This window comes from Oligosphaera ethanolica, assembly GCF_030814695.1.
Taxonomy (GTDB): Bacteria; Verrucomicrobiota; Lentisphaeria; order Oligosphaerales; family Oligosphaeraceae; genus Oligosphaera; species Oligosphaera ethanolica.
This window is the reverse complement of sequence record NZ_JAUSVL010000001.1, coordinates 4304930-4329178: the sequence shown is the minus strand read 5'-3', so window position 1 is coordinate 4329178 and position 24249 is coordinate 4304930. Positions and strand designations below refer to the sequence as shown.

Here is a 24249-nt window from a genome sequence, read left to right as displayed (position 1 = left end):
TATCATGGCTGTTCTAACTCAACTCACGATGATCGAGGCGTACAGTCAGCGCGGCGTGTCGCTGGACTCGACCGGCGCCTTTAATCAGATCGACGTTCCGTATATCGTGCTTAACGTGACAGGCGACGATCCCGAAAAAACGGCATTGGAGCACGTCAGTGCCAACGCGCCAGCACGGGTTAACGACCTGGCGCGCGCCGACAGGCCTTTCTGCGAAATCGCCGAGAAGCTGAACGAAACAACCTACCGCGTCACCGCGCACTACAAGTTCGACGGGTCGTCTGGATCGATGACGATCTACAACCGCGACAAGCAGACTGTTCGCGTAAGCGTTGGCCAATCGTCAGCTACTCGCTACCAGAGCATTCAGACCAAAAATCGTTACCCTGAAACAGCCCCGAGCTACAACGGGTTGATTAACGTCGACAACGCAGGCAACGTGAACGGCGTCGAGGTGTCTACCGACTCGATCACGCTCACCGTCACAAAGTCAATCCAGCCGCGAAAAATCAACGCTCGCTTCTGGAAGGACATCGCCGAGATGACCAACAAGGTCAATTCCCAGCCATTCTCGGGCTTTATGCCCGGCGAGGTGCTCTTCAAGGGCGTCGAGGGCGAGGGAGACGGGATGAAGCGGTCCGATCGCTGGACGCTTACCTATCACTTCGGAATCAGCGTCAATGCCTTTGACATGTTGGTAGGCGACAACTTCCGCGTCAACAAACGAGGCTGGGACTACCTATGGTGTCGCTACGCCGATCAGAAAGACGGCGCTGCCACTGGCAAGAAAATAGTCGCGGTCTACGTGGAGCAAGTGTACGAGTATGTCGACCTCAACGCACTGGGGGTTAACCTGCTATGACCTACCAACGCGTGCAACGGGGCGAGAATGTAGCGCGACACATGCGCGCCGACGTGTGGAATGACATCCTCAGCGCCACCGAGCGCGTGCGCGGCATGGGCGTCAATGGCAAGAGCGGCGTAATCTCCTCCGGCGCCTCGGGCGGCGTCGTCGTCCCTGTTGTCAACTCTGGCGCGGACATTGCGGCTGGCCAGGCGGTTGGCCTTGGCGACGCGCTCTTCCCGGCCGGGTCATTCGATGACGAGCTCAGCCTGCAGGGCGCCGTCGCTTTTGTCGCGGCGCCTCCCGCCGACGTGTGGGGCGTGGCGATGACGGCCATACCATCCGGCGAGTCCGGCCTGGTGACGCTCACCGGCCTGGCGCGGGCGCAGATCACCATCCACAGCGCGGATGACGACTATGCCGACGTGGTCAGTGGCAGTCTTGAGAGCGTCAACGCCGGCCCTGCGCGCATCCTCTGGCGACAGGGCGTCGGCGCGGACAAGTGGGCTGTGCTCCTACTGAGCGACTCCGCGGGCGCCAGGCGCGGCATGTTCCAGATCATGCAGGCAGGCATGACCACGCCCGCAGAGCCGGCCGAGGGCGACAATCCGCAGCCACCCGCACGGCTCTTCAAGGTCGTTGACGGCAATTTCCCCGATGACGAATTCTGCGGCGTCTGCCACGTCAATAACCAGCCATTCACCGTGGCGCGATCCGAGTTCACTTTGCCCGCCGCGACATGTTACATATACATCAAGTTTACGGCGCCCGTCGAGGCCTCCGAGGAAGGCGCCGATGACACGCCGGCGACCTGTGAAATATCCGTGCAGTCCGCCACGCAGACGACGACGCCGGCCGTCGTGTGGTATCTCCTTGGACGCGTCCGCGTTGAGGGCGAGGCCGCCACCATCGCTCAGGACCATGAGCCCGGCAACGCATACATTGACTGGTTCGGCCCATGCCTGGAGAAAGATTAGATGTCGCTGCTGACGCGAAAGGTCAATCAGTGGCTATTGCCGATCATGGCGGCGCCTAACAACGCCATCCACGGCAACCGCAGGCAGCTCTACCGTAACAGGGTGATATGGGTCGATTATGACGCCGCAGAGAATGGCGACGGCACACGAGGAAAGCCTCTCGATTCGCTCGATGCGGTCTTTGATGACGACGAGGTCGAGTGCACCTGTCGCGCGCTATGCTGCGACGAAATCGTAGTTCGCGTCAAGGGAGCCATCGGCGAAACCTTGGACAAGCTGCCGGAATCCATGCTGGCCGTCGACGGCAAGGGTCGCGATTACGCGGGACGCCTACGCATCCGCCCGTGGGATGACGGCGGCAGAATATCAGCCAAGATCGCTGTGGACTTGACCATTGATGACGACTTCACCGCCCGCACCGACCTGGTCATAGTCGGCAACGTGCGCGGGATTATCCTGCAGGATGCTGATCTCGCTATCAGCGTCTCGGCGCACTATGAGAAGCCAGAGGACGCCGAAGACGACTCCGAAGATGACGACGTGCAGCCAGACATCCGCATCCTCGGCCGTATGGTCTGCGTCGATGGCGTCACAGGTTCGCGCTTCCCAGGCTCGAAAGCGGACGTCAACGTCGTCATGGACGTGGTTGTGGACCCCGAAACCAAGGTGTGGAAGTACTACACGCAGGCCGACGACATGGAAGATGGCGAGGGTGGCCCCGGATGGGGCTACGGCAGTGGGGGCGGTGGAGGCGGTGGAGGCGGTGGAGGCGGCGGCGGCAGTGGGGGCGGTGGAGGCGGTGGAGGCGGCGAATGGGATGAATACGAGTTCCCAAGGGATGACGATGAAGGAGACGCCCCCTGGTGGCTGGGCGGCTACAACGTGCAGTTGCTCATGGTCGGCTTCTACGGCTGCAACCGTGGCGACTTCACCTCGGCTGCATCGACCATCACGGCGAACGTACGCGCAACGGGCGGCATCCGGCTGCTAGGGCGAAACATCCAGAACGCCCGCCGGGCCATTATGGACGCCTTCATCGGTCACGTCGATGTAGACGGCCTGGCTGTTGGCGGCGGCGACACGTACGAAGTTTACGAGGATGACGTGCTTATTGAGTCCGGCGTGCGCAATTACGCGTTACAGGTCGAAGCTCAGGCCGACACGTTGCTGGGGCTAACTGACTCCAGTATCGTCGGTGCTATCGGCGACACAGCAGCATCCGCCAATGTGGAGTTCAAAAACGAGCCACACCGCACGAATCACAAGACCGGCACGACCAGCAAAGGCACGGTCGGTGGCATGTCCGAAGCGTCCGCCATAGGTGTAAGAAATTCCACGACGATGATTTATGCGGCAGACATGATCTGCGCCGCCCAAGCCACCCACCCACGCCGCTATGGCTGGCGCGTCCGGGCCTATCACAACAGCCGCGACATCATCGACTCTACAGGCACGCCCGACGCTCTCCATACGAACATCCCGGGCTGGGGCGAATAGGCCACGAGCGTATAAATAGCAGGTGAAATATGTCCACATGTACCACATGCCAACAACAGCAGAAGTGCCAAGAGCGGCGCATGCAGCCGTGCCGACGCTGCGCCGGGGAACACATTGCCCTGGCCAAGCAGGCGTTGACACAGCCTGGCTTGCGTGCGCGCTGCGAAGCCGTATGGCACCTGGGGTCCGCAGCGGCTCGTGTGGCTGGAGAGGCGCATGATGAGCTTGTGGTTGCGCGCAGGCTGCTGCAGCTGGAGAATGTCGCCCCTGACTGGGGTCGGCTCTTGTTTTTAATCGAAGGGTCAAAACCATGCAAATAATCCGTGGCATCCTGCTACTCAAGGACGGCGTCGCCAGCTGGGTTGATCAGTTCGGTAACTCAGCCGCCGATCCGGCGCTTACCATCGCGGTGAGTACCAAGATCGTGCTGGACATCCGCCAACCCCTTGATCGCTCGGTTTCCTCCAGCGTGGATGCCGTGTTGCCAGCATACCCAATCGCGCAGCTGGCCAGTACCGGGCTCTATTTTGCGATGGACTCAGACTATGACCAGGGGACCATCCCAAAGCTGATACGCACATCTGACATCTCGGTATCAACGACGGAAGCGGGCGCTACGCAGGTCGAGTTCGTGGTGCCCAATACCAACATTGCAGCACTCCACACGGCCCTCAACAAGGGCGCCAGCATATCGTTCGGGTGCGAGCTCGGCGGCGTGGATGACTCCAACGCAACCGTGTTTGTGATTCAATTCAACCTCGGGCTGCGGAACCGCCGATACATTCCCGGCGACTCGCCGGACACGCCCGATCCGGACGACCCCGCTTGGCTGCCTGGGGTGCGCGCCATCATTGCCGCCGAGGTCGCCGCCGCCGCCCTGCGGGGCGATCCCGGCACGCCCAGCTACACCTATGTCGCCTACGCGAGCGACGCCGACGGCACCGACTTCAGCCTCACGCCAAGTGGCGAGCTGGAGTACCGCGCCGAGTTCGTGTCAAGCACGCTAATCTCCGAGCCCGACATTGATGACTTTATCACCGCCAACGCGGTCTTTGTTCGCTACATCGTACCCGGCGCCGCTGGCGCATCGAGCAAGCTCTATGTGGCCTACGCCACGGCCGTCGACGGCAGCGGTTTCAGCCTTACCCCCGGCGCCGACAAGCCGTACCGCGCCGAGTTCATCAGCAGCAACCTCGACCTGACGCCTGTGCTCGCTGACTTCGGCGGCGCGACATGGGTCAAGTACCTGGGTACCGACGGTATCGACGGCTTCGGTGTTACACCGCAGGGCGCGTGGTCGGCGGGCAACTCGCCCTACGACTTGCATGATATGGTGACGACGGCCTATGGCTGGTTTTTGTCGCTCGTCGACAACAACAACGCCGCGCCCCCCGTGCCGCCGGCTACCTCCGATAGCTGGCAGTTGATCGTCGCCAACGGTCGCAACGGCTACAACGTAATCCGGGGTTACAACACCGTGCCCGACGCCAATGACACAGGCTGGCATACGACGCAGATGGCCGACGACATATACTACCGCGACTCTATGAATGGCGGCGTGACCTGGACGGCCGCCGTTGCATTATCGCAGGCTGCGGTGTTGCCTATTGCGCGTTTTGCAGCCACCTACGTCGAGGCTGACGCCGACTGGTGGGCTCCCGTAGCAGAGCCTGGCGTTGAGTTCGCCACCGCTCGCTGTGCCTATTTCCGCTTCAAGCTCGCGGGCGGGTCGTTCAGTCCCGAATCGCTCATCATCCAGCTGGAAGGCGACCCGACGCCAGAGGAAGTCACGGCCGCCGAGAATCTGCTCCTATCGGCAGACCTGAGCATTCAATACTCCGCCACGTCCGCCGAGGATGGCGACTGGCACGGCGCGCTTGCCGCCGGCGACCGTTGCGTCCGGCTCTACAACGCCGCCGGCACGGTGCGCGTGGTGTGGAATCTAGGAGGAACTGCTGGCGTGGATATCGCCGCGTTTGAGGTCGCTGTTGGCGCCGGTATTGCGTGGCACGACATCCCGCAGGTCGCCGACCACTACATGAAAATCTCCGTTGACGGCGGCGCAACCTGGGGCGGTGTGTTCCGTATCAACGCTGAGTCGGCCTACGATGAGTGGCTGGCGGCGGGAAACATCGGCACCAGGGAGGATTTCCTCGACAGTCTTAAGGGTGAGCCCGGCGTCCCCGGCGCCCCAGGGTCTGGCATCCATATCGATGCATCCGGCACGCTCGCGGAGCGCGACAATTACGACTCGACGCCGCTCGGGTTTGTCTACCTCGCCTCCGACGGCGACGGCTCCGGCGGCCCGGCTCTGTTCCAGCGCTCCAGCGCGACGCAGGGCACGTGGTCAAGCCCAGTCCCGGTCACGGTGGGACCAAAGGGCAAAGACGGCATTGACGGCGCTCCCGGGGCGGCCGCTCCGATTGTGCCCGATTTTGAGTTCACCTCGGCTGAGCTGCTCGAAGACATCGACCACGGCAATCACCTGCTCCTCGACGGCACTACACCCATCGCCCAAGTTGAGCTTTACGACGCTGCAGGAAACGGCATCGTCATAGAGCGTGGTGACGCTGCCGAGAATGGCCGCTGCATGATCGTCACGCGCTGGTCGGCCGGCGAAACCATCATTTACTTCGGCGAGCTTGATGTGTCACGCGGTGGCCGCGTGCGATTTGCGAGTGCCGGCGGGACAACGGGAATCACCGCCGCCGAAGCACGCAGGATCGCAAAGAAACAAGCGCTCATTTTTGGATAATAGGAGGATAGCCCATGCTGAAGAACTACTCGCACACCACTGTCGCATCAACGCCCGCCACACTGGTCACGGTCGACACGGGGCATGAGGTGGCCATTGTGTCGCTACTGGCCGCTGCAGGCGACAACGCCGGCAACTTGACCGTGGCGGTCAATGACGGGACTAGCGACATCTGGTCATGCATCATGGCCTTAACTGCCAACAACGCCGCGTTCCTGGACTCAAAAATCTTCCTCCCCGCCGGCTACTTGCTCAAAGTCGCTGGTAGCGTGGATGGCATCAAGGTCATGGTCAGCGCCGACGATAGCGAGGTGTAAGCATGGCCATCATCCTGCCCAACACGCGCAACGCGCTAGGGGTGCCCAACCGCTACAGCGACCTGGCTGCCGCCGGGCTGCGCTACACCCCGCCAGCGCCGGAGCAGCAATATACCTATGAGTCATGGGATGTCACAGGCAACTCTGCTCAGTTATATGAGACCAATATTGACCTGGCAGACTACCAGTACAACGAGGATGGCCTTGAGCTGCACGTGGTACCAGATGGCTACATAGCAGTATCTGGTGGTTTTTCAGGTTTTGACAGATTTGGAATTAAAACTGATACTACCCTATGGCGAATCCTTGCTGGCGGCGGCGAGGTTGTTTTGTCAGAATCATCAGGCTGGGACATGGTTGCAGGCGATGGGACAGGAATTGCTACGCTCGGAGGCTACGCATACCTCATAGATAGCCAGGGCCTGACTGGTCTTGGTGGATCTTTTGATCGCATTAGCGGCCGCCATGGTGGTGGCTATGTAGCTCTAGGGGTCGCCGGTGGCTATCTGTATCGCATGGACGATATATCCACTCCAATTGATGGCCCTGGTTATACAGATGTATCTGGGATGCTCAATCTGTATGAGCCCTGGAACGGTGGATTTGCCATAAAGAATGGCAACCTAATGGGGATAAAAGCAGACTACGCGGGAGTAGTTACTGCATCGCGTCTCGACCAGTACAATCTAACTGATGGATGGACTGCTGTAACTGGATACCATGCAGTAGAAGAGTCTGGATATCAATCGTGGTTTTACCGTGGCGGCTATGGCATACGCAACAGTGCGCTACACCGCATCTACTCGACTAACATAGATGGCTCAGGCGAGTACGCGCCAATCATTGCTGCGTACGTCCATCGTGCGTGGATGGTATCGCCTGACTCCGCAGTCGTAATACGCAAGGTTCCCGCAGAATAGGAGATATAACATGCTCAACCGCAAAATCGACACTCGCCCCAAAACCATACAGCCACGAACGCAGGCCAAGCGTTACCTCGCCCCTGACGGCATCGCGCACGCGGCCCTGCCGGCCCTATGGCAGGGCAAAGGCGGACTGACTGACGATAACTGCGAGGCCCTTGGCTGGACCGTCGAGGCACTGCCGACGGCGCCAGAAATTACCCTGCCTATCATCACGTCGCCACGGCAAGCTTTGGTCATGGCGGCCCTGCAGGCCATGCTATCAGGTGACGACTGGCAGCCACTGCATGTCATCGCGCCAGCTACGGATCAACCGCCGATCGCTGACCTCGCGCTCGTCCTCTGCCATCATGGGCATGATCCACAGCGCGTCGCTGCCGCCCGGCGGGCACTGGCGTGGACCCTGCAATCACGACCGCTGCCCGGCGCCATTGTCATGGTCGAGGCCGCCGAGCCCGACGCAGACAGATATTTTCCCGGCCTATCGGGCGTGCGCTACATCGCGCGAACCATCGGTAAGCGTTCCCGTCGCATCTGGCTCAAGGAGGCCCTGTGGACAATTGGTGCCAACGCCGCGCTGGAGGACAGCCGCATCGAGGGGCTGGTTTTCCTGGACGTGGATTGTGCCTTCGCCCGCCAGGACTGGGCCGCCGCAGTCGCCTCGGCGTTGCGCGAGCGCGATGTCATCAGCCCGCACAGCCACATGTACTATGCCGAGCAAGATGACGGCCGGCGTCTCGGTGTGTTGGAGTCGGCGGGCCGAGCATTGTCGGAAAGGGGCGCATACGGTCACCCCGGCATGGCATTGGCCATGACCAGAGAATTCTACGAGCGTGCCATGGGCGGCCGCATCCCGTTGCTCTCGACTGGCTCAGGCGACACCTATTTCTGGGGGTACGTCGCCGGCACCAAGAAGTTTCCCATCAACCGGGCGACGTTCAATCACTCGCTTACCCCACAGCAGTATCATGGCATGCGCCCGGCTCCACGCATCGGCCACGGCGGCCTGCTCCTGGTGCACTATCCGCATGGGCCATTGGCTGGGCGCTGCTATCGCGAGCGCACCATCTGCACCAGGGCCTGCGCGTCGGCCCTGGGCGAGGAATTCGAGTATCTTGACGACGGCATGCCTGCATGGCGCGACACACCCGGCGGCCGGCTGCTACCGCTGAGTTACGGGCAGCTGCTGCATGATGCCCGTGACGGTCAGGCCGTGGGGCCGGTCCGAGCGCGTGATGTATATGATCAGCACGCCATCGATGAGTACGGCGTCATTGATGATGAGCATCCACTGATCATCACCTGCCTGCTCCGATCCGGCGGTGCCTATGGGCCGCAGCACGTCCACTGGCTCAAACGACAATTTGATGTGCACTGCTCGGCGCCATTCCGCTTCGTCTGTCAGAGCGATGTCGATGTGCCTGGCATCGAGACAATCCCGCTCGTGCTCGATCGCACCGCCGGCGCCACCTTCTGGGGGCAGGTCGAACACTACCGCGACATCTGGCCGGCAGAAGCGTCCATACTGACCTGTGATCTGGACACGGTGGTCTTCCGCGACTTCACGCCGCATCGCTGTCCGCAGGGGGAGCTGTTCATGTTGCGTGAGATAGGCAACTGGTATCGATCTGCGTGGGCGACCTGGGGCGGCGGCCTGACCTATTTCAGAGGCGACTTCAGCTTCATCTTTCAGTCATTTCAGCTTGATTGTGCCGCCGGCGGCCAGCAGCACCCGCATTACCAGTGCATCGCGCCCCAGGAATACGTCGCAATCTGCCTGAGAGCCAACGGGGTGTATCCCCGTGACATCGAGGCCCATTTCAGTGTGCGCTACTACCAGGGCTTCAAAGAGTCCATTCCACCCGAGGCCCACTTTGCGATCTTCCCCGACCACCCCAAACCTTGGGAACTCACGCCACGCCCCGGCTGGGTTCCGCCACTGGAGGAAAATTCATGAGCACCCCATATCAGACCTGCGGACCTGATTGTCCGTACTGGCAACCGACCGGCGTCAGCCGCTGCGAAGGAGTATGCGCCATCACTGGCGAACTGGCGCAGGACGGCAACGCCTGTAACGTTCCTGACCACGGCGACGAATACCAGCCGGATGAAAAAGCACCTCAACAACCAGAATTGTGACAATCCACTCTCTCCACCCCCGGCCCGCTGGCGTAATTGCGTCGGCGGGCTTTTCTCTTTCCCCGCAGGTTGACGCTCTGCGTATAAATAGCAGAGCCCTTTACGCCCGCACTCAACCACGGAGGCCACCATGAAACACACCTGCATCATCCCTCTGATCCTGATCCTGGCTTTTATCACCTGCAGCTGTTCGCACAACCCAGCTGTTTTCACTGTCGGGAAAAGAACCAACATCGGTTTCGATCCTGGGCAGCTCACAGCAAACGTCAGCTGGACGGACGGCCTAAATATTGTCGACGTTCCTCGCGAAAACTCCAGCTGGGAGCTTGAAGTCGATGAGGGCATGGGCCTGCAGTTCGACCCTGCAACGAACACGCTAAAGGGCGTGCGGAAGATCAGCCGCAAAACCGGTGTGCAAATTACTGGCTATCTGGTAGACCTTGCGGTAGCAGCGCCGGAAGCGGCCGAGGCATACATCAAACAGGCAGCTGAATTGCAGACCGTTGACGGCGTGAAGCTATCTCCCCACCTTGTTACCCTGCCTCTGCCCCAGTCAAATGGAACTGGTATCACCAAGCTCACACTGGCTAAACTCAAGGAATGGGTATCCTCCGACACCACTATCACTTCTGTTCCTGAAGGATTGAATATGAGTCTGGAGGACTGGAAATGGCTCGTGGCGGCCTATAGGGAGTGCCCCGAGTGCTTGGGCCTGACTGCTGAAGAGGAAGCAGCACTGAAGGCTGCCACGGGGAAATAAGCCATGAAGTACACGGAACGCGAAATTGAGCGACTCCGCGAACGCGCCTTTACCCTCGGGCTCGTCGCGAACACATCCTTCTTTCATCGCCCGGCGTCGGAATTGATTGACATCTGCAACGGCGTCGGCGGGGAGGGCTGCTGGTATAATGACATCCTGACGTGGGTGTACCACAATCACCAGGCGTCGGCGGCCATCCATGACGAAGGCTATCACGTCGGAGGTGAGGCCGAGGACCGCAAGCGCATTGATGAGGAGTTCCGCGATAACATGATCAAAGAGTGGGTTGCCAAATACGGCCGCTGGCGCTGGTTCCGGCCGGCTGCGCTCGTTGACCGCCGCAAAATCAATCCAGCCTACAAGGCCGTCCGCCTGGTTGGCCACAATTATTTCCACTACAAATGAAAGACGCTGTAATGGGAGAGACAGAAGACGTCATCATGAACCTGTTGCGCGAATCTGAAAGCGAGCAACGCCGCAAGGCTCTCATCCGGGACATCGCCCAGGCCGTCGCCCGGGAGATACCGCGCGAGTGCCCTCTAGGGCTTACCGAGTCTGAACTGCGTGGGCTGCGCGACTTGTCTGGATGCTACAGGCAGGGCAAAGTGGCCATCGGACGCTTCTTTTTGGGCCTACTTATTGCATCAATCATCGGCGGCATCCTCGCAGTAATCGACAAGGTCGGCATCGGCTGGCTCCTGAAATGACATACCCGGTGGGCTGCGCATTGAGCCCACCATCCCCGCCCGGCATCTGGCCACACTCCCCAGGTGCCGGGCTTTTTTGTGCTCAGAACACCTGCCCGTTAAAATAATTACAAAATAATTACAAAACGCACTTGCAAACGTAATTTAATGCCTGATAGTATATCTCAGACAGCAAGAACGGGGCAGCAACCCCGAGGCAACCAGAAACAACAACAGGAGACAGACCATGAACAGCAAGATCAACAACAACAACGCAAAAATTCGTCTTATGAAACGCGAAGCCGGCGGAACTCGCTGCATCACTGCTGTTCGACGCAGTGTTTCCGATGCGCACGTTTGGGCAAAGGAAAAGAATCGAAAACTAGATTTTTACGGCCCCCTGTGCTGGATCGTGGAAAAATAAACAAAAAAAACCGCCGGGGCGCAGCACCGTCCCGGCGGCCAACAAACGGAGCCAGACCGGCTCCACAACTACAGTAAGGGAGATAACCATCATGTCAAACATCACGGTCAGACTAACGCCTCAAGTCGATAAGTATCTTGCCACAGCAAAAAACAAGAGCGCGGCGGCCAACAGGGCCATCGAGAGCTGGATTGCATGCGAAAAAGATGCACGCAGGGCGCTTAAGGGCTTTTTTACGGTCCGTGAGCTCTGCGCTCTTATCGACATCCTCAATGCAACCATCATCGACGTGGCGCACGCCAACAGCCTGCGATATGAGTTTGAGGATGCCTGCTCGCTCGATGGCATGGACAGCAAGTGGGGCCTTGACAAGGCCTCCACGCTGGCAAAAATGGATGCCCTTACAATGCCTCAGTGGATCGTCCTGGCCCAGTGGGCCGCCGCATTTTGGGATGATACTGACAGGTCTGTCGAGAGCTACGCCGCTCAGTTGGCATAGCTCGCCGGCGCCAAAGCTCGCGCAAACGTGGGCCTGGCCAAGGGTCGCAAGGCGCTCGCCGCGCTGACGCCCGAGCAGCGCAGCGAGAACGCACGCAAGGCCGCCAAGGCGCGGTGGGCAAAGACAAAAAACGAGAAAAAAGAAGAGTAGGCCGGAAAAACGAGAATGCCCTGCCCTATATGGGGTAGGACAAAGGAGCAATGATTATGAGCGAATACAAAAACATCGAGGCGTATGACGGCCGCACTGGCCGTCAAATCCGCCTGCCCGCCAATGGGCGGGTCGCGCTCAACGCGGGCGACATCGTCCGCGTCAACGGCGGCGAGTTCTTGACGCTCGCCGGCGCGACCGTGATCGTCAAGGTCACGGTCCGCGAGGGCTACGAGACGGAGCACCTTGACCGTCTCGAGGAGGTGGAGCAATGAGCTACTCCACCGCCGCCGCCGCTGCCCGTGACTATGCCCGCGCCATGTGCGGGCAAAATGGCTATCGCCATGCCTGCGTCGCTGCCGACGCCCTAGACCGCGCCGCCAGCGCGGAGCAGACTAACCGCGCCGTGATCTCCGGCGCGGGACGCGATTGCCCCCCCATCGAGGTCGTCGGCATTGACCGCCTCGACGACGCGCGTCGCGAGGCTTTCTTGGCTGCCTTGGCCGAGCCCAAGGCATGCGGAGCCGCGCTGTACGCCATCGACGGCAGCAAGGCGACTGTCACCCGGAGGGGCCGTTGGATCATCGATTTAGCGCGGCCAGCTGACATCCTGGCGGTATGCCAGAGCCGACGGGGCCACAGTAGCGCCCCGTCGGCCCCCGTGACCAACAATCACGGCACGTGGGCCGTCGTCTTGTGGTCCGGGATGCCAGCCATCCCCGCTCTGGCCGGGCTCCAAGGCGTGGTGGCCGACTCGCTGCGCCTGACCGGTATGACGCCGGGACAGTGCCGTGATGCACAGGCGATCCTCGACCGCCGACTATGGGCGGCCAAAGGCGTCGTTGATGACGCCATCCGCAAAGAATACGCGCCCGATAGGACCCGGCTTTCGGGCGACGCCTTGCGGGACGCAAACAGGGCTTGGGGCGACGCCTTGCGTACCGCTCACGCCGCCGGTACTGCGGCACAAAAAGAAAACCCGGCCCTATCGACCGATGAGCTGGTGGCGATCATGCTGGCCGCGCCGGCCGCAAAGGCCAAGGCCGACCGCGAAACCGCCGAGATGGCCGCGCTCGAGGCAGAAATTGCCGCAGAGGAAGCGGCGAAAGCCAAAGCGGCAGCAGAAGCCAAGGCGGCCGAATCGGCGCGAATCGCCGCCGAGCAGGAAGCCAAAACGGCCGCCCTGCTAGGAATGTCGCCTGCCGAGTGGCAGGCACTGTCTGAGAAGAAGCGCCGCATAGCGCTCCACAACGCCCGCAGGACGGGCAAAATCTGAAAAAGGGGAAGATCATGGAAAAGAAGAATGTGATTTGGTTCTCGCGCCATCAGCCGACCGCCACGCAGCTCGCTGAGTGCGAGCAACGCGGCTGGAATGTCGTCGCCCTCGATCAGGGCATTGAACTTGGGGCCCGCAACATCATGGACGACGGCGACGTGTACGCCATCGGCCAGGCCCTTCTCGGACTCGCTGCCGAGCACAACGCCGCCGCCATTATCGGTGTTTGGGCGGCTCCAATGCAAGAAGCCCTCGCGCGGACGGCGCAGGACGCTGTGCAGAAGAGCGAGTGGAGCGGCGTGGAATGTTACGCCGCGTGGAACGTCACGCGGCCCGTCGAGGGCGGCAAGCCGGTGTTTGAGCACCGGCGGTTCTGCGCGGTCGGAAGACTCGCCGCCAGTGCTTTGCGCTGGTCGAAATAGGCGCTATACTATTCTTGCCCCGGCGATCACTCCCCCTCCCTCCCTCTCTTCCCCCGTGGTCGCCGGGGCCTTTTTTATCCAAGCGTCGGAAATTTAGCCAAGGCGGCGCGTTTCGCGCGCATGTCCTCAATGCGAGCATAAATGCGCGTCACACTGGGGCAGTTGTGCCCCAGCCAACTCTGGATTACAGCCAAAGGGATGCCGTTCTCGGCGCAAATAGAAGCGAACGTCGTCCTGAGCGCGTGGGCACAGTATTGGTGCGCATCGCCCTTGATGCTGCATGATTTCATAGCTCGGGAAAAACGGCGCGAAATGACTATCTTGTCGCGCTGATATTGCGCCGCCATCGATGGAAACAAAAAGTTTCCCTCGCGTGGCAAACGGTTGATGATATCAGGGTGCAGAGGGAAGCGTACAGGGCGAGTTGTTTTTGCCATGATACGTTCAATGGTTCCAGCTTCGTAATCAACCTGAACCACACGCATCGTCGCCGCGTCGCCCAAGCGCATGCCAGTGTAAAGCAAAAACCGAGTGAAAGTGGCAAACTCGGGGGCATCAGCGTGTACGGGCTTCGCGGTCGCCAGGGCATCGACCCTGGCTAACAGCGCACTGATCTGCTCGCGCGTCAGCGGCTCACGATGCACCGGCGTTGATGCGGAGGGTTTGCTGATAAATGGTTGCTTCCCCCCCAGGCGCGCGAACATTGCCCTACAGTAGAGATAGCAGACGACACGCATCCTCGGGGTTTGCGATTTGAGAAACTCATCCGCCGTCGACGCCGTCACATCAGCAACAGTAACCAGTCCACGTTCAGCGCAAAACTCAACGAATAACCTCCAGCACATCTGCGCCGCGTCAATACTGCTCTGCTTCAGCTCGCGGCCATTACGACCAGTATGCGGGTGCAATCGCCAACAATCAGCAATGCGCAACCCGGAGGCGTTGGCAGCCCGATCCACCGCTTTACTTTTCTTGATGGATTCAGCGACGGCATCAATTTTCCGGTCGTCCCCGGCGGCAAGCATCGGCGCCAAAATGGAAAAAGCGACCGCCTCGGCTTGCGATTTATCTGTGCAACCGGTGGATTTTCTGGTCTGTTTTTTCCCGTCCCAGTGGGTCACCCACCACACCTGGCCACGAAGATACAATTTCATGGCTAACCCCCTGTGCTATGATTGTGTTAATTTCCAGTATAACGGAGCACGATCAAAACCGTTCATAACACAACATAACACAGTACACAAAAAAATAAACCGCTATCACAACTTGCGCTGTGATAGCGGTTTAAGATGGTGCCCTCGGGCGGATTCGAACCGTCGACCAACTGATTAAGAGTCAGCTGCTCTACCGACTGAGCTACGAAGGCGTGTGTTATCAAAAACAACGAGCATTAAATTATCGCTGGCGGGGCATTTTGCAAGGATGGCGCCGCGAAAAAAACGGGAAAAAGTAATCGGTCAGTCATTGATGCCAGGCTTTCTTGCAGCCTTTTGTTTTCAGCGCCCACATACCGCCGTCCCTGCGGTTTTCGGCTGGACACGTCTGCGTGTGGCCGTTAGGAGGTCGTGTGAGGTTCCTTATCCCATGCGACGGTGCGGGCGGGACGCCCGCACCACGGCCGGGAGAAAAGCTCGGGACGCAATCGGGCACGTCTGCGTGTGGCCGTTAGGAGGTCGTGCGAGGACCTGGCCCCATGCGACGGTGCGGGCGGGACGCCCGCACCACGGCCGGGAGAAAAGCTCGGGACGCAATCGGGCGCTGTCAGTTGCCAGATAATTTGACCGTATTGCTGCCACCAGTGCTGGCCATCATCCGGCGACACCTGGTCTTCTTTTGGCGCTACGTTTGGTTATACTTATCAACCTCAAAAGGATGAAAAAGTTTCCTTTCCTGGAACGCGTTCTCCACCTCCGGGCAGCCTGAGGGGGGGCGACAGTGCATACCAGAAGGATGGGTTCCATTGCCCATTCGGCCCCAGTCAGCTGCGCCGACTGGGACCGAATGGGCCGAGGAACACGGCCATAATGGGCGCGTTACCCAGGGCGGCGCGCGCTTTCAGCGCTGCTTGCCCTGGGCTGGTATGTTTCGCGCTTTCAGCGCTTCTGCCGCTTCGCGGCGCCGCTCCCAAAGGGACATCATGCGGGGTGTTGTCCATAGCGTCCATACTGTCCATACTGTCCATGATGTAATCGGGCACGTCTGCGTGTGGCCGTTAGGAGGTCGTGTGAGGTTCCTTATCCCATGCGACGGTGCGGGCGGGACGCCCGCACCACAATCGCGAAACACACGCGCAACTCGGTAGCGCCACGGCATGCCGTGGCGCGGGACGCCCGCACCACGGCCGGGAGAAAAGCTCGGGACGTAATCGGGCACGTCTGCGTGTGGCCGTTAGGAGGTCGTGTGAGGTTCCTTATCCCATGCGACGGTTCGGGCGGGACGCCCGCACCACGGCCGGGAGAAAAGCTCGGGACGTAATCGGGCACGTCTGCGTGTGGCCGTTAGGAGGTCGTGTGAGGACCTGGCCCCATGCGACGGTGCGGGCGGGACGCCCGCACCACGGCCGGGAGAAAAGCTCGGGACGCAATCGGGCACTGTCAGTTGCCAGATAATTTGACCGTATTGCTGCCACCAGTGCTGGCCATCATCCGGCGACACCTGGTCTTCTTTTGGCGCTACGTTTGGTTATACTTATCAACCTCAAAAGGATGAAAAAGTTTCCTTTCCTGGAACGCGTTCTCCACCTCCGGGCAGCCTGAGGGGGGCGACAGTGCATACCAGAAGGATGGGTTCCATTGCCCATTCGGCCCCAGTCAGCTGCGCCGACTGGGACCGAATGGGCCGAGGAACACGGCCATAATGGGCGCGCTACCCAGGGCGGCGCGCGCTTTCAGCGCTGCTTGCCCTGGGCTGGTATGTTTCGCGCTTTCAGCGCTTCTGCCGCTTCGCGGCGCCGCTCCCAAAGGGACATCATGCGGGGTGTTGTCCATAGCGTCCATACTGTCCATACTGTCCATGATGTAATCGGGCACGTCTGCGTGTGGCCGTTAGGAGGTCGTGTGAGGTTCCTTATCCCATGCGACGGTGCGGGCGGGACGCCCGCACCACGGCCGGGAGACAGGCGCGCGTCGGGGACGGCCGGGATCTGTCCTGTGCCGCGAGGGTAGTAAACCCGGGAACGCTTACGCAAGGCTGATCGGGTGTCAGTGAGGCCCTAGACCCATGCGACGGTGCGGGCGGGACGCCCGCACCCTGGACTTTGGACAATCTTGCACGGACTCCTACGCAACGTCCGGTGCTGATTTTTTTCCCTCCGCCAGCTCGCTTTGCATTAAACGCACCAGATCGCGCAGGGATGGACGGGTGACCGGGTCGTTTCGCCACCGTTCTCGCGTTGGGAATGCCTCGTTTCGCTTGTCATCGTAGAGTCGTATGCTTGCCAGAAGCAAAGCGGCATAGCAAGCCGAGATGAAAGCGGGCACTTTAGCTACTGAATCTTTGTTCCACACCTGGGCTTTGCCAATGCCAAGTATTGCTTTCTGGTCTCGAAAGCTGACTTCGATCTCCCAGCGAAGCAAGTAAGCCCTTATAGCCTGTTCGATCGTGATCTTGTTTATGGCACCGGTTACGACCAGGAAGGCAGGCTGCCGATAGAGAGTGCGCCCATTCTTGGTCAGACGATAGGGAAAAGGCTTAATGACTATGAGATTACAGGGCTGATCGTGGGTCGCACCCGGCCACCTGACGTTTTGGACGCACTTGTAATGCACGGCAAGTTTACGTCCGTGCTTGAATACCTCCATGGTCCGCGTTTCGTAGTTGTCGCTGGCAAGAATATCCTTGGGTGAAGGCAGACGTTGGCCGTACTTGCGATTGCCTTTGCGTTGTTCGGGGCAAAGAGGCTCGACAAAGACCGTGTCCTTCCTCGCTCGCGCGACGATCACGGTGTTGTGAGGAGGATCAGTCAGGAAACAGCTGTTGGCAAAACTGCCGTCGGCGCTTTGGATAAGGACACGGTCGTAACCGCCAGGTATTGCGTCGATTGCCCCACGAAGGGAAAAAAGCTGCTGGCGACCGCGCACACTCATGTTGTGCTTTTTCTTCTCTTCCTTCAGTATCTGTTCCTCCTCCGGACTTGTCACTTTTCCAGCCTTGACCGGTGGTGCGTGTCTGAACGCCACGGGTACGGCTCGACTGGAGTTGGGATCAGAGCCGTGGCACATGATGGTCGTTTCCAGATAGCGCTGGCCAATGACCAGATTGACATGAAACGGGGGGCTGATAGGGTCCCGGGCGTAAGCAGTACCGGGGATTTTTTTGCCGGTCTTGCGCACGAGCGTATCGTCGATGGCGGAAATGATGGGGTCGTAGACTGGGCAGAGACTGACGGCCTCCTGGATAATGGGCCCGAATATGCCTTCACAGTCCCATTTACTCCGGGAGAAAAGTTTATAGAACGCGCTCCAGTGGAACACCATATCTAGAAAGTTAATGGCGCTGGTTATGGTTTTTGGATGACTGGCGCCCAAAAGGCCGATGCCTATCGTGACAAATCGCTTTCGTGACCGAACATCCTTGATGCCCACGCTCAGAGTCGCCAAAAAAGCACGCAACCACACAAGCAGCGATTTGTTTTCCATGGCTAATCGTCCTCCTCTTGGTCCAGCAGTGCAAATTCGTTGCGTCCTGTACGCCGGAACGTGTGTCCGTCGAGAACCTTCTTGGTCATCGCCGACACGATGGACTCGCGACGCAGCTTCACGCCATGGCGCTTCTGCACGCGGTCAAGGATCTCATTGATGTGAAGAGGCTCCCCCGCTTCTCGGAGTATATCGCTAACTAGTAACATGTTAGATCTTTTTCCGGCTGCCTTTCGGTTCGCTTCCAGGCGACCGTCCAAACCTTTGGCCGAGCGCAATGCCTTTAGTCCGGATTCAAGCATTGTTTCCAAGACATTACAGAGATCATTGCTGCTGATTTCTTTTGCCATACCCGTAGCCCTTCTTTGTTGTGACCAGACACGCCAGCATTCAAGCTACGGGTAGCATAATACGGAGTAGGTAGAATGCAAATTAATTTTTAGATTTATTTTTAAACAAAAAAAATTGTCCAAAGTCCAGGGTGCGGGCGGGACGCCCGCACCACGGCCGGGAGACAGGCGCGCGTCGGGGCGGGATATGGGCCAGGTACGGTCGGCGTGGATGGCCGGGGCGGGTTAATGAGCCGTCTTGTCGGAGTGGGCGGGACGCCCACTCCACGGGCGGGATACAGGCGTCGCGACGGGGGGGGATATGGGCCAGGTACGGTCGGCGTGGATGGCCGGGGCGGGTTAATGAGCCGTCTCGTCGGTGCGGGCGGGACGCCCGCACCACGGCCGGGATACGGCCGTCGCGACGGGGCGGGATATGGGCCAGGTACGGTCGGCGTGGATGGCCGGGGCGGGTTAATGAGCCGTCTCGTCGGAGTGGGCGAGACGCCCACTCCACGGGCGGGATATGAGCGCCGCGACAGGGCGGGATATGGGCCAGGTACGGTCGGCGTGGATGGCCGGGGCGGGTTAATGAGCCGTCTTGTCGGAGTGGGCGAGACGCCCACTCCACGGCCGGGAGACGGGGGGCCAGCGCGGGCGTCATTTGCCGTGTTTGGGTGCTTTGCGGTGGTGCTGCCAATGCGGTCGCAATTCCGTGCGTTATAGACTATATTTATTTTTTCCCTGCGCTCCGCAAGTGCCCTCACATCACTCTAACCCCTTGGTATATAGTCACATGACACTACGCGCAATTCTCATTGGTTTTCTTGGTGCGGCCTTTATCAGCGGTGCGAGTTATTTCAACGATCAGATCTTGAATCAGACTTATTTGGTCGGCAACAACATGCCGGTGGCGGTGTATGGGCTGTTGTTGTTTTTGGTATTGATTGTCAATCCCTTGCTTGGCAAGCGGGCGTTTCGGGGCAAAGAGCTGGCGTTGATCATGGCCTTGACGCTGGCGGCCTGTTGCATCCCCGGATCGGGATTGATGCGGACCTTCACGACGTCCTTGATGTTGCCGCATCACATCAACCGCACGGAGCCGGGGTGGCGTTCGAAGGACATTTTGGCGGAGTGTCCGCCGCAGATGTTGGCGGACATCTCGATTGACGAGGACACGGCGCTAACGGGTTTCATCCAGGGTCTTGGCCAGACGGGCCAGCCCTTTCACCTGAGCCAGATACCGTGGTCGGCGTGGACGGGCACGCTGTTGTTCTGGCTGCCGTTGATCTTGACCGTGTGGCTGGCGCTGATAGCGATCTCGCCGATGTTGCACAAACAATGGGCCGACCATGAGCACCTGCCCTACCCCGTGGCCAATTTCACCATCGCGTTATTGCCGGGCAGCAATGGCGGCCTGCCGGCGATCATGCGCCAGCGCATGTTCTGGATAGCCGGGGGGATCGTCTTTGCGATCCACTTCAACAACTTCCTGTGCCAGTGGTATCCCGACCAGCTCATACCGTTCAAGACCAACATCAACCTCGTGCCCATGGCCAAACTGGTCACGACCTTCCAGCGCGGCGGCGGCGCGGCCATGTTGTCGCCGACCATCTACTTCACGGTAGTCGGCCTGTCGTATTTTCTGGCGACGGACGTCGTGCTATCCTGCGGCATCGGCCCGATTCTCTGGGCTTTCGTGTGCGGCGTCTTCACCACCTACGGCATCAGCCTGACCAGCAACATCGACGGCGTTGGCTATCTGGGCCTGACGCCGCGGTCCATGCTGAACTTTGGCGCCTACTTCGGCATGTTCGGGATGATCATGTATCTCGGCCGGCGCTACTACAGCAGTGCCTTGAAGCGGGCCTTGTTCATTGCGTCGGGCGACGCCGTCGAGCCGCATGTGATCATCGGCCTGCGCATCTTTCTGGTGCTGGTGCCGGTATTGTTTTTGCAGATGATCATGGCCGGCCTGGCCTGGCCGCTAGCGGTCATTTACATCGGCGTGCTGTTCATGTTCTTTGTGATGATCAGCCGCGTCATGGCCGAGACCGGCATGTTTTACATCCAGCCGTATTTTGTGCCCAGCGGTGTTGCCTGGGCGCTCTTTGGCACCGGCGCGTTGGGCACAGGCCAGCTGATGATTTTGCTCATGCTCAGCCTCACCCTGGTTGTCGACCCGCGCGAGACCCTGCTGCCCTTCATCTCCGGGTCGTTGAAAGTCAGTGACGACCAGAAGCTCAAGCTGGGCAAGACCCTGGTGTACTGCAGCCTCGCCATGGTGCTCGGCATGTCGATTGCCCTGCCCACCACGCTGTATTTGCAGTACCGCCATGGCGTGCAGTGGGCGGACAGCTGGGCGTCGAAAGTCGTACCGCGCATGCCCTTTGACAACGTCGCCGCCGCGCACGAGAAACTCAGCCTGCAGGACTTGCGGGAGAGCGCGGCCACTTACAGCAGCATCGAGCGCATCCGTCACGCCCGTCCCGAGCCCGTCGCCATGATTGCCGTGGCCAGTGGTCTGGCGCTGGTGCTGCTGTTTTCGCTGGCGCGCCTGCGCTTTTCCTGGTGGCCGCTGCATCCCGTGCTCTTTTTGACTTGGGCGACCGAGCCGCAGCGGCGCATGGCCGGCGCCTTCTTCATCGGCTGGCTGGTGAAAGTCATGGTGTCCAAATACGGCGGTGCCAAGAGCTACCAGGCGCTCAAGCCACTGATGTTCGGCCTGGTTGCGGGCGAGATTCTCGGCGCGGTCGTGCCGTCGATCGTCGGTGCAATATATTACGCGATCACTGGCGAAATCCCACCGCGCTTCATGGTCCTACCGGGCTAAGCACGCACCAAGACCGACGACAACGACAGCTAGAGTCGCGCGGCGCGTCTACCCGATCCATGATGTGCGACCTTCCTTCCACGTACTCCGCGAGGACGACATGACGATGAAAGCCATTGTGCCACTGTTTTTGTTTCTGGCCACAGCCCTCGTGGCGCCCCTGCGGGCGGACACTGCTCCCGGCGCGCCGGCCGCCGCCGAGCCGATCCGCATCACCATCACGTCGCGTTACAACACGCAGAATCGCCAGCCCTACAACCTGCGGGAGTTCTTCAAGCGCCATCCGCTGGTGCGTTTGGAGCAGTGGGACGGCATCCGCATGCCGGCGGAGGGTTCCCGCGCCAGCCTGGCCATGGCCATGGCCGCCAATATCGGGCCGGACATCTTCGAGACGGACATCCGCCAGGCCGTTGAGCAGGGCCTTGCCTATCCCTTGACCGAGTGGATCGGCGAAGACGGCGTGCTCAAAAATGGCCAGCCGAAACTCAAGGCGGACGGCACGCCCGACCGCAATGGCCAGGTCGATGAAGACGAGGCCAAATGGGACGGCTGGATGAAGATCAAGCCGCTGTACCGGCAGGTCGTCACCGTCGACGGCAAAGTATATTCCCTGCCCAACCGCAGCGGCACCTACGTGGGCATCCTCTACAGCTACCGCGTTTTGCGCCGCGCCGGCCTTGACCCCGCGCAGCCGCCGCGTGACTACGACGAGTTCATCACCTGGGCGCGCAAGCTCTACGACCATGAGGCGCGCACCTTCGGCTTTGCGCTCACGCCGCAGAGCTGGGCCTTTGCGCCGTGGGTGGCCACCACCGGCTCCAGCATCGTCGTGCAGGACCGTGTCAGCCCCACGACCGGCAAAACCTACACCTTCAATGAGCAGGAAACGCGGCTGGTGGCGCCGGACACCGGCGAGGACCTCGCCGGTGCGCCCGTGTCCTGGCGCTGTAATGTGGCCAGCCCCGAATGCAGCGCGGCAGTCGCCTTCTACCACCGCCTGCGCTGGCAGCCGTGGGTTCGGCATCCCGAGAGCGGCGAGCCCATCGAGCTCACGCCTGAGCAGGCCAGTGCCGGCCAGGCCGAGGTCGCTGGCGAAGTCGTCACCTTCGATCCCGCCGACGTCGTCGAGGGCTGCATTGACGTGAGTACCGAGCGGCTCCTCGATGTCTTCCGGCGGCTCGGCCGTGAGCTGGGTATGTATCCGCTCTGGGCTGGCGACATGACCGACTTCGAGAACATCGGTGTGCAGCCCAGCGATCTGGGCATGATGCCCTTCCCGCCCATGACCCGCGAGCAGCGGCCGGTGCTGCAGGCCTCCAATTCCTTCTTCATGATCGGCAAGGACGTCCTCGCCCGCGGCGGTGACAGCGACGAGGAGCGCAAGGCCTATCGCAATCTGGTGTGGGAGATCATGACCATCGTCTGCAGTGTCGAGGGCAATGACGAGGCCATCCGCCGCAAAGTCGCCGCCGGCCAGGCGCGTTTCCTCAATCCCCGCGATCTGCGGCGGCTAAATTTTGACGACTATCTGCGCGAGTCGCCCAAGGAATACCTGGCCATGTGGGACAAGATCGACTCCGGGGAGATCCTCGAGGTCGTCGAGCCCTTCATGGGCAAGTGGCTGCAGTTCCGCGATTTTTACCAGCGCGAGGTCATTGACCTCGTCCTGCGCCCCAGCGGCCGCCATTTCGACTTCCAGACCGCGCTGGTCAATCTCGAACGCGACGCCAACACCGGCATCATGTTCGAGCGACCGCAAGAGGAGTTGGACAAGCACCGGCCGAAAGCGCGCATCATTGTTGCGGTCGCGGCCTTCATCATGGGCTGCTTCTTGCTGCTGATCATCCGCGACCAGCTGCGTAAGACTCCCAGCACGGTCGGCGTCGTGCGCACAGTCTTTCCCTGGTTGATGCTGGCCCCGGCGATACTGTCCATTGCGCTGTGGCGCTACTACCCTCTAGCGCAGGGCATGGTCATGGCCTTTTTGGACTACAAGATCGTGGGCCACTCGCCCTTTGTGGGCCTGAGCAATTTCATCAGCATCATGCTCGATCCGAACTTCTACCATTACATCGTCACGACCTTCAAGTTTGTGTTGTGGAATCTCGTGCTGGCGTTCTTCACGCCGATTTTGCTGGCGTTGTTGCTTACGGAAGTGCCGCGGCTGAAAGTCTTTTTCCGCACCATGTTTTTTCTGCCGCAGATGACCAGCGGGCTGGTGGTGACGCTGATGTGGAAGGACATGTTCGCGAGCCGGGCGGAGGGCACCATCAACCGCGCGCTGAACGCGCTGTGCGGCCTCTTCGGCAGCAGTTTTGCGCCGGTGGACTGGCTCGGCGATCCATCGACCGTCATGGCCTGCGTCATCCTCCCCGGCGTCTGGGCCTCGGCGGGCATTGGCAGCCTCATTTACCTGGCCGCGCTCAAATCCGTACCTGACGAACTCTACGAAGCCGCCGCGCTCGATGGCGCCGGCCTGATTTCCAAGATTCGGCACGTGACTATCCCGACGATCTTGCCGCTGGTGATCATCAACTTCGTCGGCGCCTTCATCGGCACCTTCCAGAGCATGGGCAGCATCTTCCTGCTGACCTTTGGCGGCCCGGGCAAAGAGACCATGGTCATGAGCATGGCCATCTGGCAGGAGGCCTACGTCAACCTGCGCTTCAGCCTGGCGACGTCCTACGCGTGGATCCTCGGCAGCATCCTCATCGGCTTTACCTTCCTGCAATTGCGCGTGCTCCGACGGGTGGATTTCCGCCGCGCGCAAAGCGAATAACT

Annotated in this window: 22 protein-coding genes and 1 tRNA gene; 19 read left to right on the top strand and 4 right to left on the bottom strand. The window is 60.3% G+C overall.

Annotated features, from left to right (window positions below):
• Positions 1-4: 4 nt before the first annotated feature.
• The 17 genes from J3R75_RS15145 (at position 5) to J3R75_RS15065 (ending at position 13669) form a co-directional block, all read left to right on the top strand.
• On the top strand, positions 5-862 hold the full coding sequence (locus J3R75_RS15145; protein WP_307263187.1) for a hypothetical protein: 858 nt from the start codon (positions 5-7) through the stop codon (positions 860-862).
• Entirely contained in the window at positions 859-1821 is a 963-nt protein-coding gene (locus tag J3R75_RS15140; protein WP_307263185.1) for a hypothetical protein, read from the top strand. Before J3R75_RS15145 ends, J3R75_RS15140 begins: the two co-directional genes overlap by 4 nt.
• Entirely contained in the window at positions 1822-3318 is a 1497-nt protein-coding gene (locus J3R75_RS15135) for a hypothetical protein (RefSeq protein WP_307263181.1), read from the top strand. It begins immediately after the preceding gene.
• A 310-nt stretch (positions 3319-3628) separates the two neighbouring features.
• Entirely contained in the window at positions 3629-6073 is a 2445-nt protein-coding gene (locus J3R75_RS15130; RefSeq protein ID WP_307263178.1) for a hypothetical protein, read from the top strand.
• Between the two features lie 14 nt (positions 6074-6087).
• Positions 6088-6390 (top strand): hypothetical protein, encoded by a 303-nt coding sequence (locus J3R75_RS15125; protein ID WP_307263176.1) that lies wholly within the window; start codon positions 6088-6090, stop codon positions 6388-6390.
• A 2-nt stretch (positions 6391-6392) separates the two neighbouring features.
• Positions 6393-7310: a hypothetical protein gene (locus J3R75_RS15120; protein ID WP_307263174.1), complete on the top strand. Its 918-nt coding sequence runs from the start codon at positions 6393-6395 to the stop codon at positions 7308-7310.
• A gap of 10 nt (positions 7311-7320) precedes the next feature.
• Entirely contained in the window at positions 7321-9270 is a 1950-nt protein-coding gene (locus tag J3R75_RS15115) for a hypothetical protein (RefSeq protein ID WP_307263171.1), read from the top strand.
• Entirely contained in the window at positions 9267-9452 is a 186-nt protein-coding gene (locus tag J3R75_RS15110; protein ID WP_307263169.1) for a hypothetical protein, read from the top strand. Before J3R75_RS15115 ends, J3R75_RS15110 begins: the two co-directional genes overlap by 4 nt.
• Positions 9453-9582: 130 nt before the next feature.
• On the top strand, positions 9583-10212 hold the full coding sequence (locus J3R75_RS15105) for a hypothetical protein (protein ID WP_307263167.1): 630 nt from the start codon (positions 9583-9585) through the stop codon (positions 10210-10212).
• A gap of 3 nt (positions 10213-10215) precedes the next feature.
• Positions 10216-10617: a hypothetical protein gene (locus tag J3R75_RS15100; protein WP_307263165.1), complete on the top strand. Its 402-nt coding sequence runs from the start codon at positions 10216-10218 to the stop codon at positions 10615-10617.
• An 11-nt stretch (positions 10618-10628) separates the two neighbouring features.
• Positions 10629-10919: a hypothetical protein gene (locus tag J3R75_RS15095; protein WP_307263162.1), complete on the top strand. Its 291-nt coding sequence runs from the start codon at positions 10629-10631 to the stop codon at positions 10917-10919.
• A gap of 226 nt (positions 10920-11145) precedes the next feature.
• Positions 11146-11322 (top strand): hypothetical protein, encoded by a 177-nt coding sequence (locus J3R75_RS15090; RefSeq protein ID WP_307263159.1) that lies wholly within the window; start codon positions 11146-11148, stop codon positions 11320-11322.
• Between the two features lie 91 nt (positions 11323-11413).
• Positions 11414-11821 (top strand): hypothetical protein, encoded by a 408-nt coding sequence (locus J3R75_RS15085; RefSeq protein ID WP_307263157.1) that lies wholly within the window; start codon positions 11414-11416, stop codon positions 11819-11821.
• A gap of 27 nt (positions 11822-11848) precedes the next feature.
• Positions 11849-11971 (top strand): hypothetical protein, encoded by a 123-nt coding sequence (locus J3R75_RS15080; RefSeq protein WP_307263154.1) that lies wholly within the window; start codon positions 11849-11851, stop codon positions 11969-11971.
• Between the two features lie 56 nt (positions 11972-12027).
• Positions 12028-12246 (top strand): hypothetical protein, encoded by a 219-nt coding sequence (locus tag J3R75_RS15075; protein ID WP_307263151.1) that lies wholly within the window; start codon positions 12028-12030, stop codon positions 12244-12246.
• A complete protein-coding gene (locus J3R75_RS15070) occupies positions 12243-13247 on the top strand; it encodes a hypothetical protein (protein WP_307263149.1) in 1005 nt (334 codons plus the stop codon). The genes J3R75_RS15075 and J3R75_RS15070 overlap by 4 nt, the downstream gene beginning before the upstream one ends.
• A 14-nt stretch (positions 13248-13261) precedes the next feature.
• Positions 13262-13669 (top strand): hypothetical protein, encoded by a 408-nt coding sequence (locus tag J3R75_RS15065; protein ID WP_307263146.1) that lies wholly within the window; start codon positions 13262-13264, stop codon positions 13667-13669.
• Between the two features lie 74 nt (positions 13670-13743).
• Here J3R75_RS15065 and J3R75_RS15060 read toward each other — a convergent pair whose 3' ends face one another.
• From J3R75_RS15060 to J3R75_RS15045, 4 genes are all read right to left on the bottom strand, one after another.
• The gene (locus tag J3R75_RS15060) at positions 13744-14823 is read right to left on the bottom strand and encodes a tyrosine-type recombinase/integrase (RefSeq protein ID WP_307263144.1); all 1080 of its coding nucleotides are present in this window, start codon (positions 14821-14823) and stop codon (positions 13744-13746) included.
• Positions 14824-14959: 136 nt separating this feature from the next.
• A tRNA-Lys gene (locus J3R75_RS15055) sits at positions 14960-15035 on the bottom strand.
• Between the two features lie 1912 nt (positions 15036-16947).
• The gene (locus tag J3R75_RS15050; protein WP_307259069.1) at positions 16948-18306 is read right to left on the bottom strand and encodes a transposase; all 1359 of its coding nucleotides are present in this window, start codon (positions 18304-18306) and stop codon (positions 16948-16950) included.
• 2 nt (positions 18307-18308) lie between these two features.
• Positions 18309-18656 carry an HTH domain-containing protein gene (locus J3R75_RS15045; RefSeq protein ID WP_307259070.1) on the bottom strand — a complete coding sequence of 116 codons (348 nt, stop codon included), beginning with the start codon at positions 18654-18656 and terminating at the stop codon, positions 18309-18311.
• 775 nt (positions 18657-19431) lie between these two features.
• Between J3R75_RS15045 and J3R75_RS15040 the strand changes: the two genes are divergently transcribed.
• A complete protein-coding gene (locus J3R75_RS15040; protein ID WP_307263142.1) occupies positions 19432-21468 on the top strand; it encodes a DUF6785 family protein in 2037 nt (678 codons plus the stop codon).
• A gap of 106 nt (positions 21469-21574) precedes the next feature.
• Positions 21575-24247 carry an extracellular solute-binding protein gene (locus tag J3R75_RS15035; protein WP_307263140.1) on the top strand — a complete coding sequence of 891 codons (2673 nt, stop codon included), beginning with the start codon at positions 21575-21577 and terminating at the stop codon, positions 24245-24247.
• Positions 24248-24249: the final 2 nt, after the last annotated feature.

Excerpts from the sequence above, each read along its gene's own strand:
- J3R75_RS15040 (WP_307263142.1), top strand. The coding sequence starts at position 19,432 with ATGACACTACGCGCAATTCTCATTGGTTTTCTTGGTGCGGCCTTTATC.
- J3R75_RS15100 (WP_307263165.1), top strand. The coding sequence starts at position 10,216 with ATGAAGTACACGGAACGCGAAATTGAGCGACTCCGCGAACGCGCCTTT.
- J3R75_RS15140 (WP_307263185.1), top strand. The coding sequence starts at position 859 with ATGACCTACCAACGCGTGCAACGGGGCGAGAATGTAGCGCGACACATG.
- J3R75_RS15125 (WP_307263176.1), top strand. The coding sequence starts at position 6,088 with ATGCTGAAGAACTACTCGCACACCACTGTCGCATCAACGCCCGCCACA.
- J3R75_RS15045 (WP_307259070.1), bottom strand. The coding sequence starts at position 18,656 with ATGGCAAAAGAAATCAGCAGCAATGATCTCTGTAATGTCTTGGAAACA.
- J3R75_RS15110 (WP_307263169.1), top strand. The coding sequence starts at position 9,267 with ATGAGCACCCCATATCAGACCTGCGGACCTGATTGTCCGTACTGGCAA.
- J3R75_RS15145 (WP_307263187.1), top strand. The coding sequence starts at position 5 with ATGGCTGTTCTAACTCAACTCACGATGATCGAGGCGTACAGTCAGCGC.
- J3R75_RS15085 (WP_307263157.1), top strand. The coding sequence starts at position 11,414 with ATGTCAAACATCACGGTCAGACTAACGCCTCAAGTCGATAAGTATCTT.
- J3R75_RS15135 (WP_307263181.1), top strand. The coding sequence starts at position 1,822 with ATGTCGCTGCTGACGCGAAAGGTCAATCAGTGGCTATTGCCGATCATG.
- J3R75_RS15105 (WP_307263167.1), top strand. The coding sequence starts at position 9,583 with ATGAAACACACCTGCATCATCCCTCTGATCCTGATCCTGGCTTTTATC.
- J3R75_RS15120 (WP_307263174.1), top strand. The coding sequence starts at position 6,393 with ATGGCCATCATCCTGCCCAACACGCGCAACGCGCTAGGGGTGCCCAAC.
- J3R75_RS15050 (WP_307259069.1), bottom strand. The coding sequence starts at position 18,306 with ATGGAAAACAAATCGCTGCTTGTGTGGTTGCGTGCTTTTTTGGCGACT.
- J3R75_RS15065 (WP_307263146.1), top strand. The coding sequence starts at position 13,262 with ATGGAAAAGAAGAATGTGATTTGGTTCTCGCGCCATCAGCCGACCGCC.
- J3R75_RS15115 (WP_307263171.1), top strand. The coding sequence starts at position 7,321 with ATGCTCAACCGCAAAATCGACACTCGCCCCAAAACCATACAGCCACGA.
- J3R75_RS15130 (WP_307263178.1), top strand. The coding sequence starts at position 3,629 with ATGCAAATAATCCGTGGCATCCTGCTACTCAAGGACGGCGTCGCCAGC.
- J3R75_RS15075 (WP_307263151.1), top strand. The coding sequence starts at position 12,028 with ATGAGCGAATACAAAAACATCGAGGCGTATGACGGCCGCACTGGCCGT.
- J3R75_RS15095 (WP_307263162.1), top strand. The coding sequence starts at position 10,629 with ATGGGAGAGACAGAAGACGTCATCATGAACCTGTTGCGCGAATCTGAA.
- J3R75_RS15090 (WP_307263159.1), top strand. The coding sequence starts at position 11,146 with ATGAACAGCAAGATCAACAACAACAACGCAAAAATTCGTCTTATGAAA.
- J3R75_RS15060 (WP_307263144.1), bottom strand. The coding sequence starts at position 14,823 with ATGAAATTGTATCTTCGTGGCCAGGTGTGGTGGGTGACCCACTGGGAC.
- J3R75_RS15070 (WP_307263149.1), top strand. The coding sequence starts at position 12,243 with ATGAGCTACTCCACCGCCGCCGCCGCTGCCCGTGACTATGCCCGCGCC.
- J3R75_RS15035 (WP_307263140.1), top strand. The coding sequence starts at position 21,575 with ATGAAAGCCATTGTGCCACTGTTTTTGTTTCTGGCCACAGCCCTCGTG.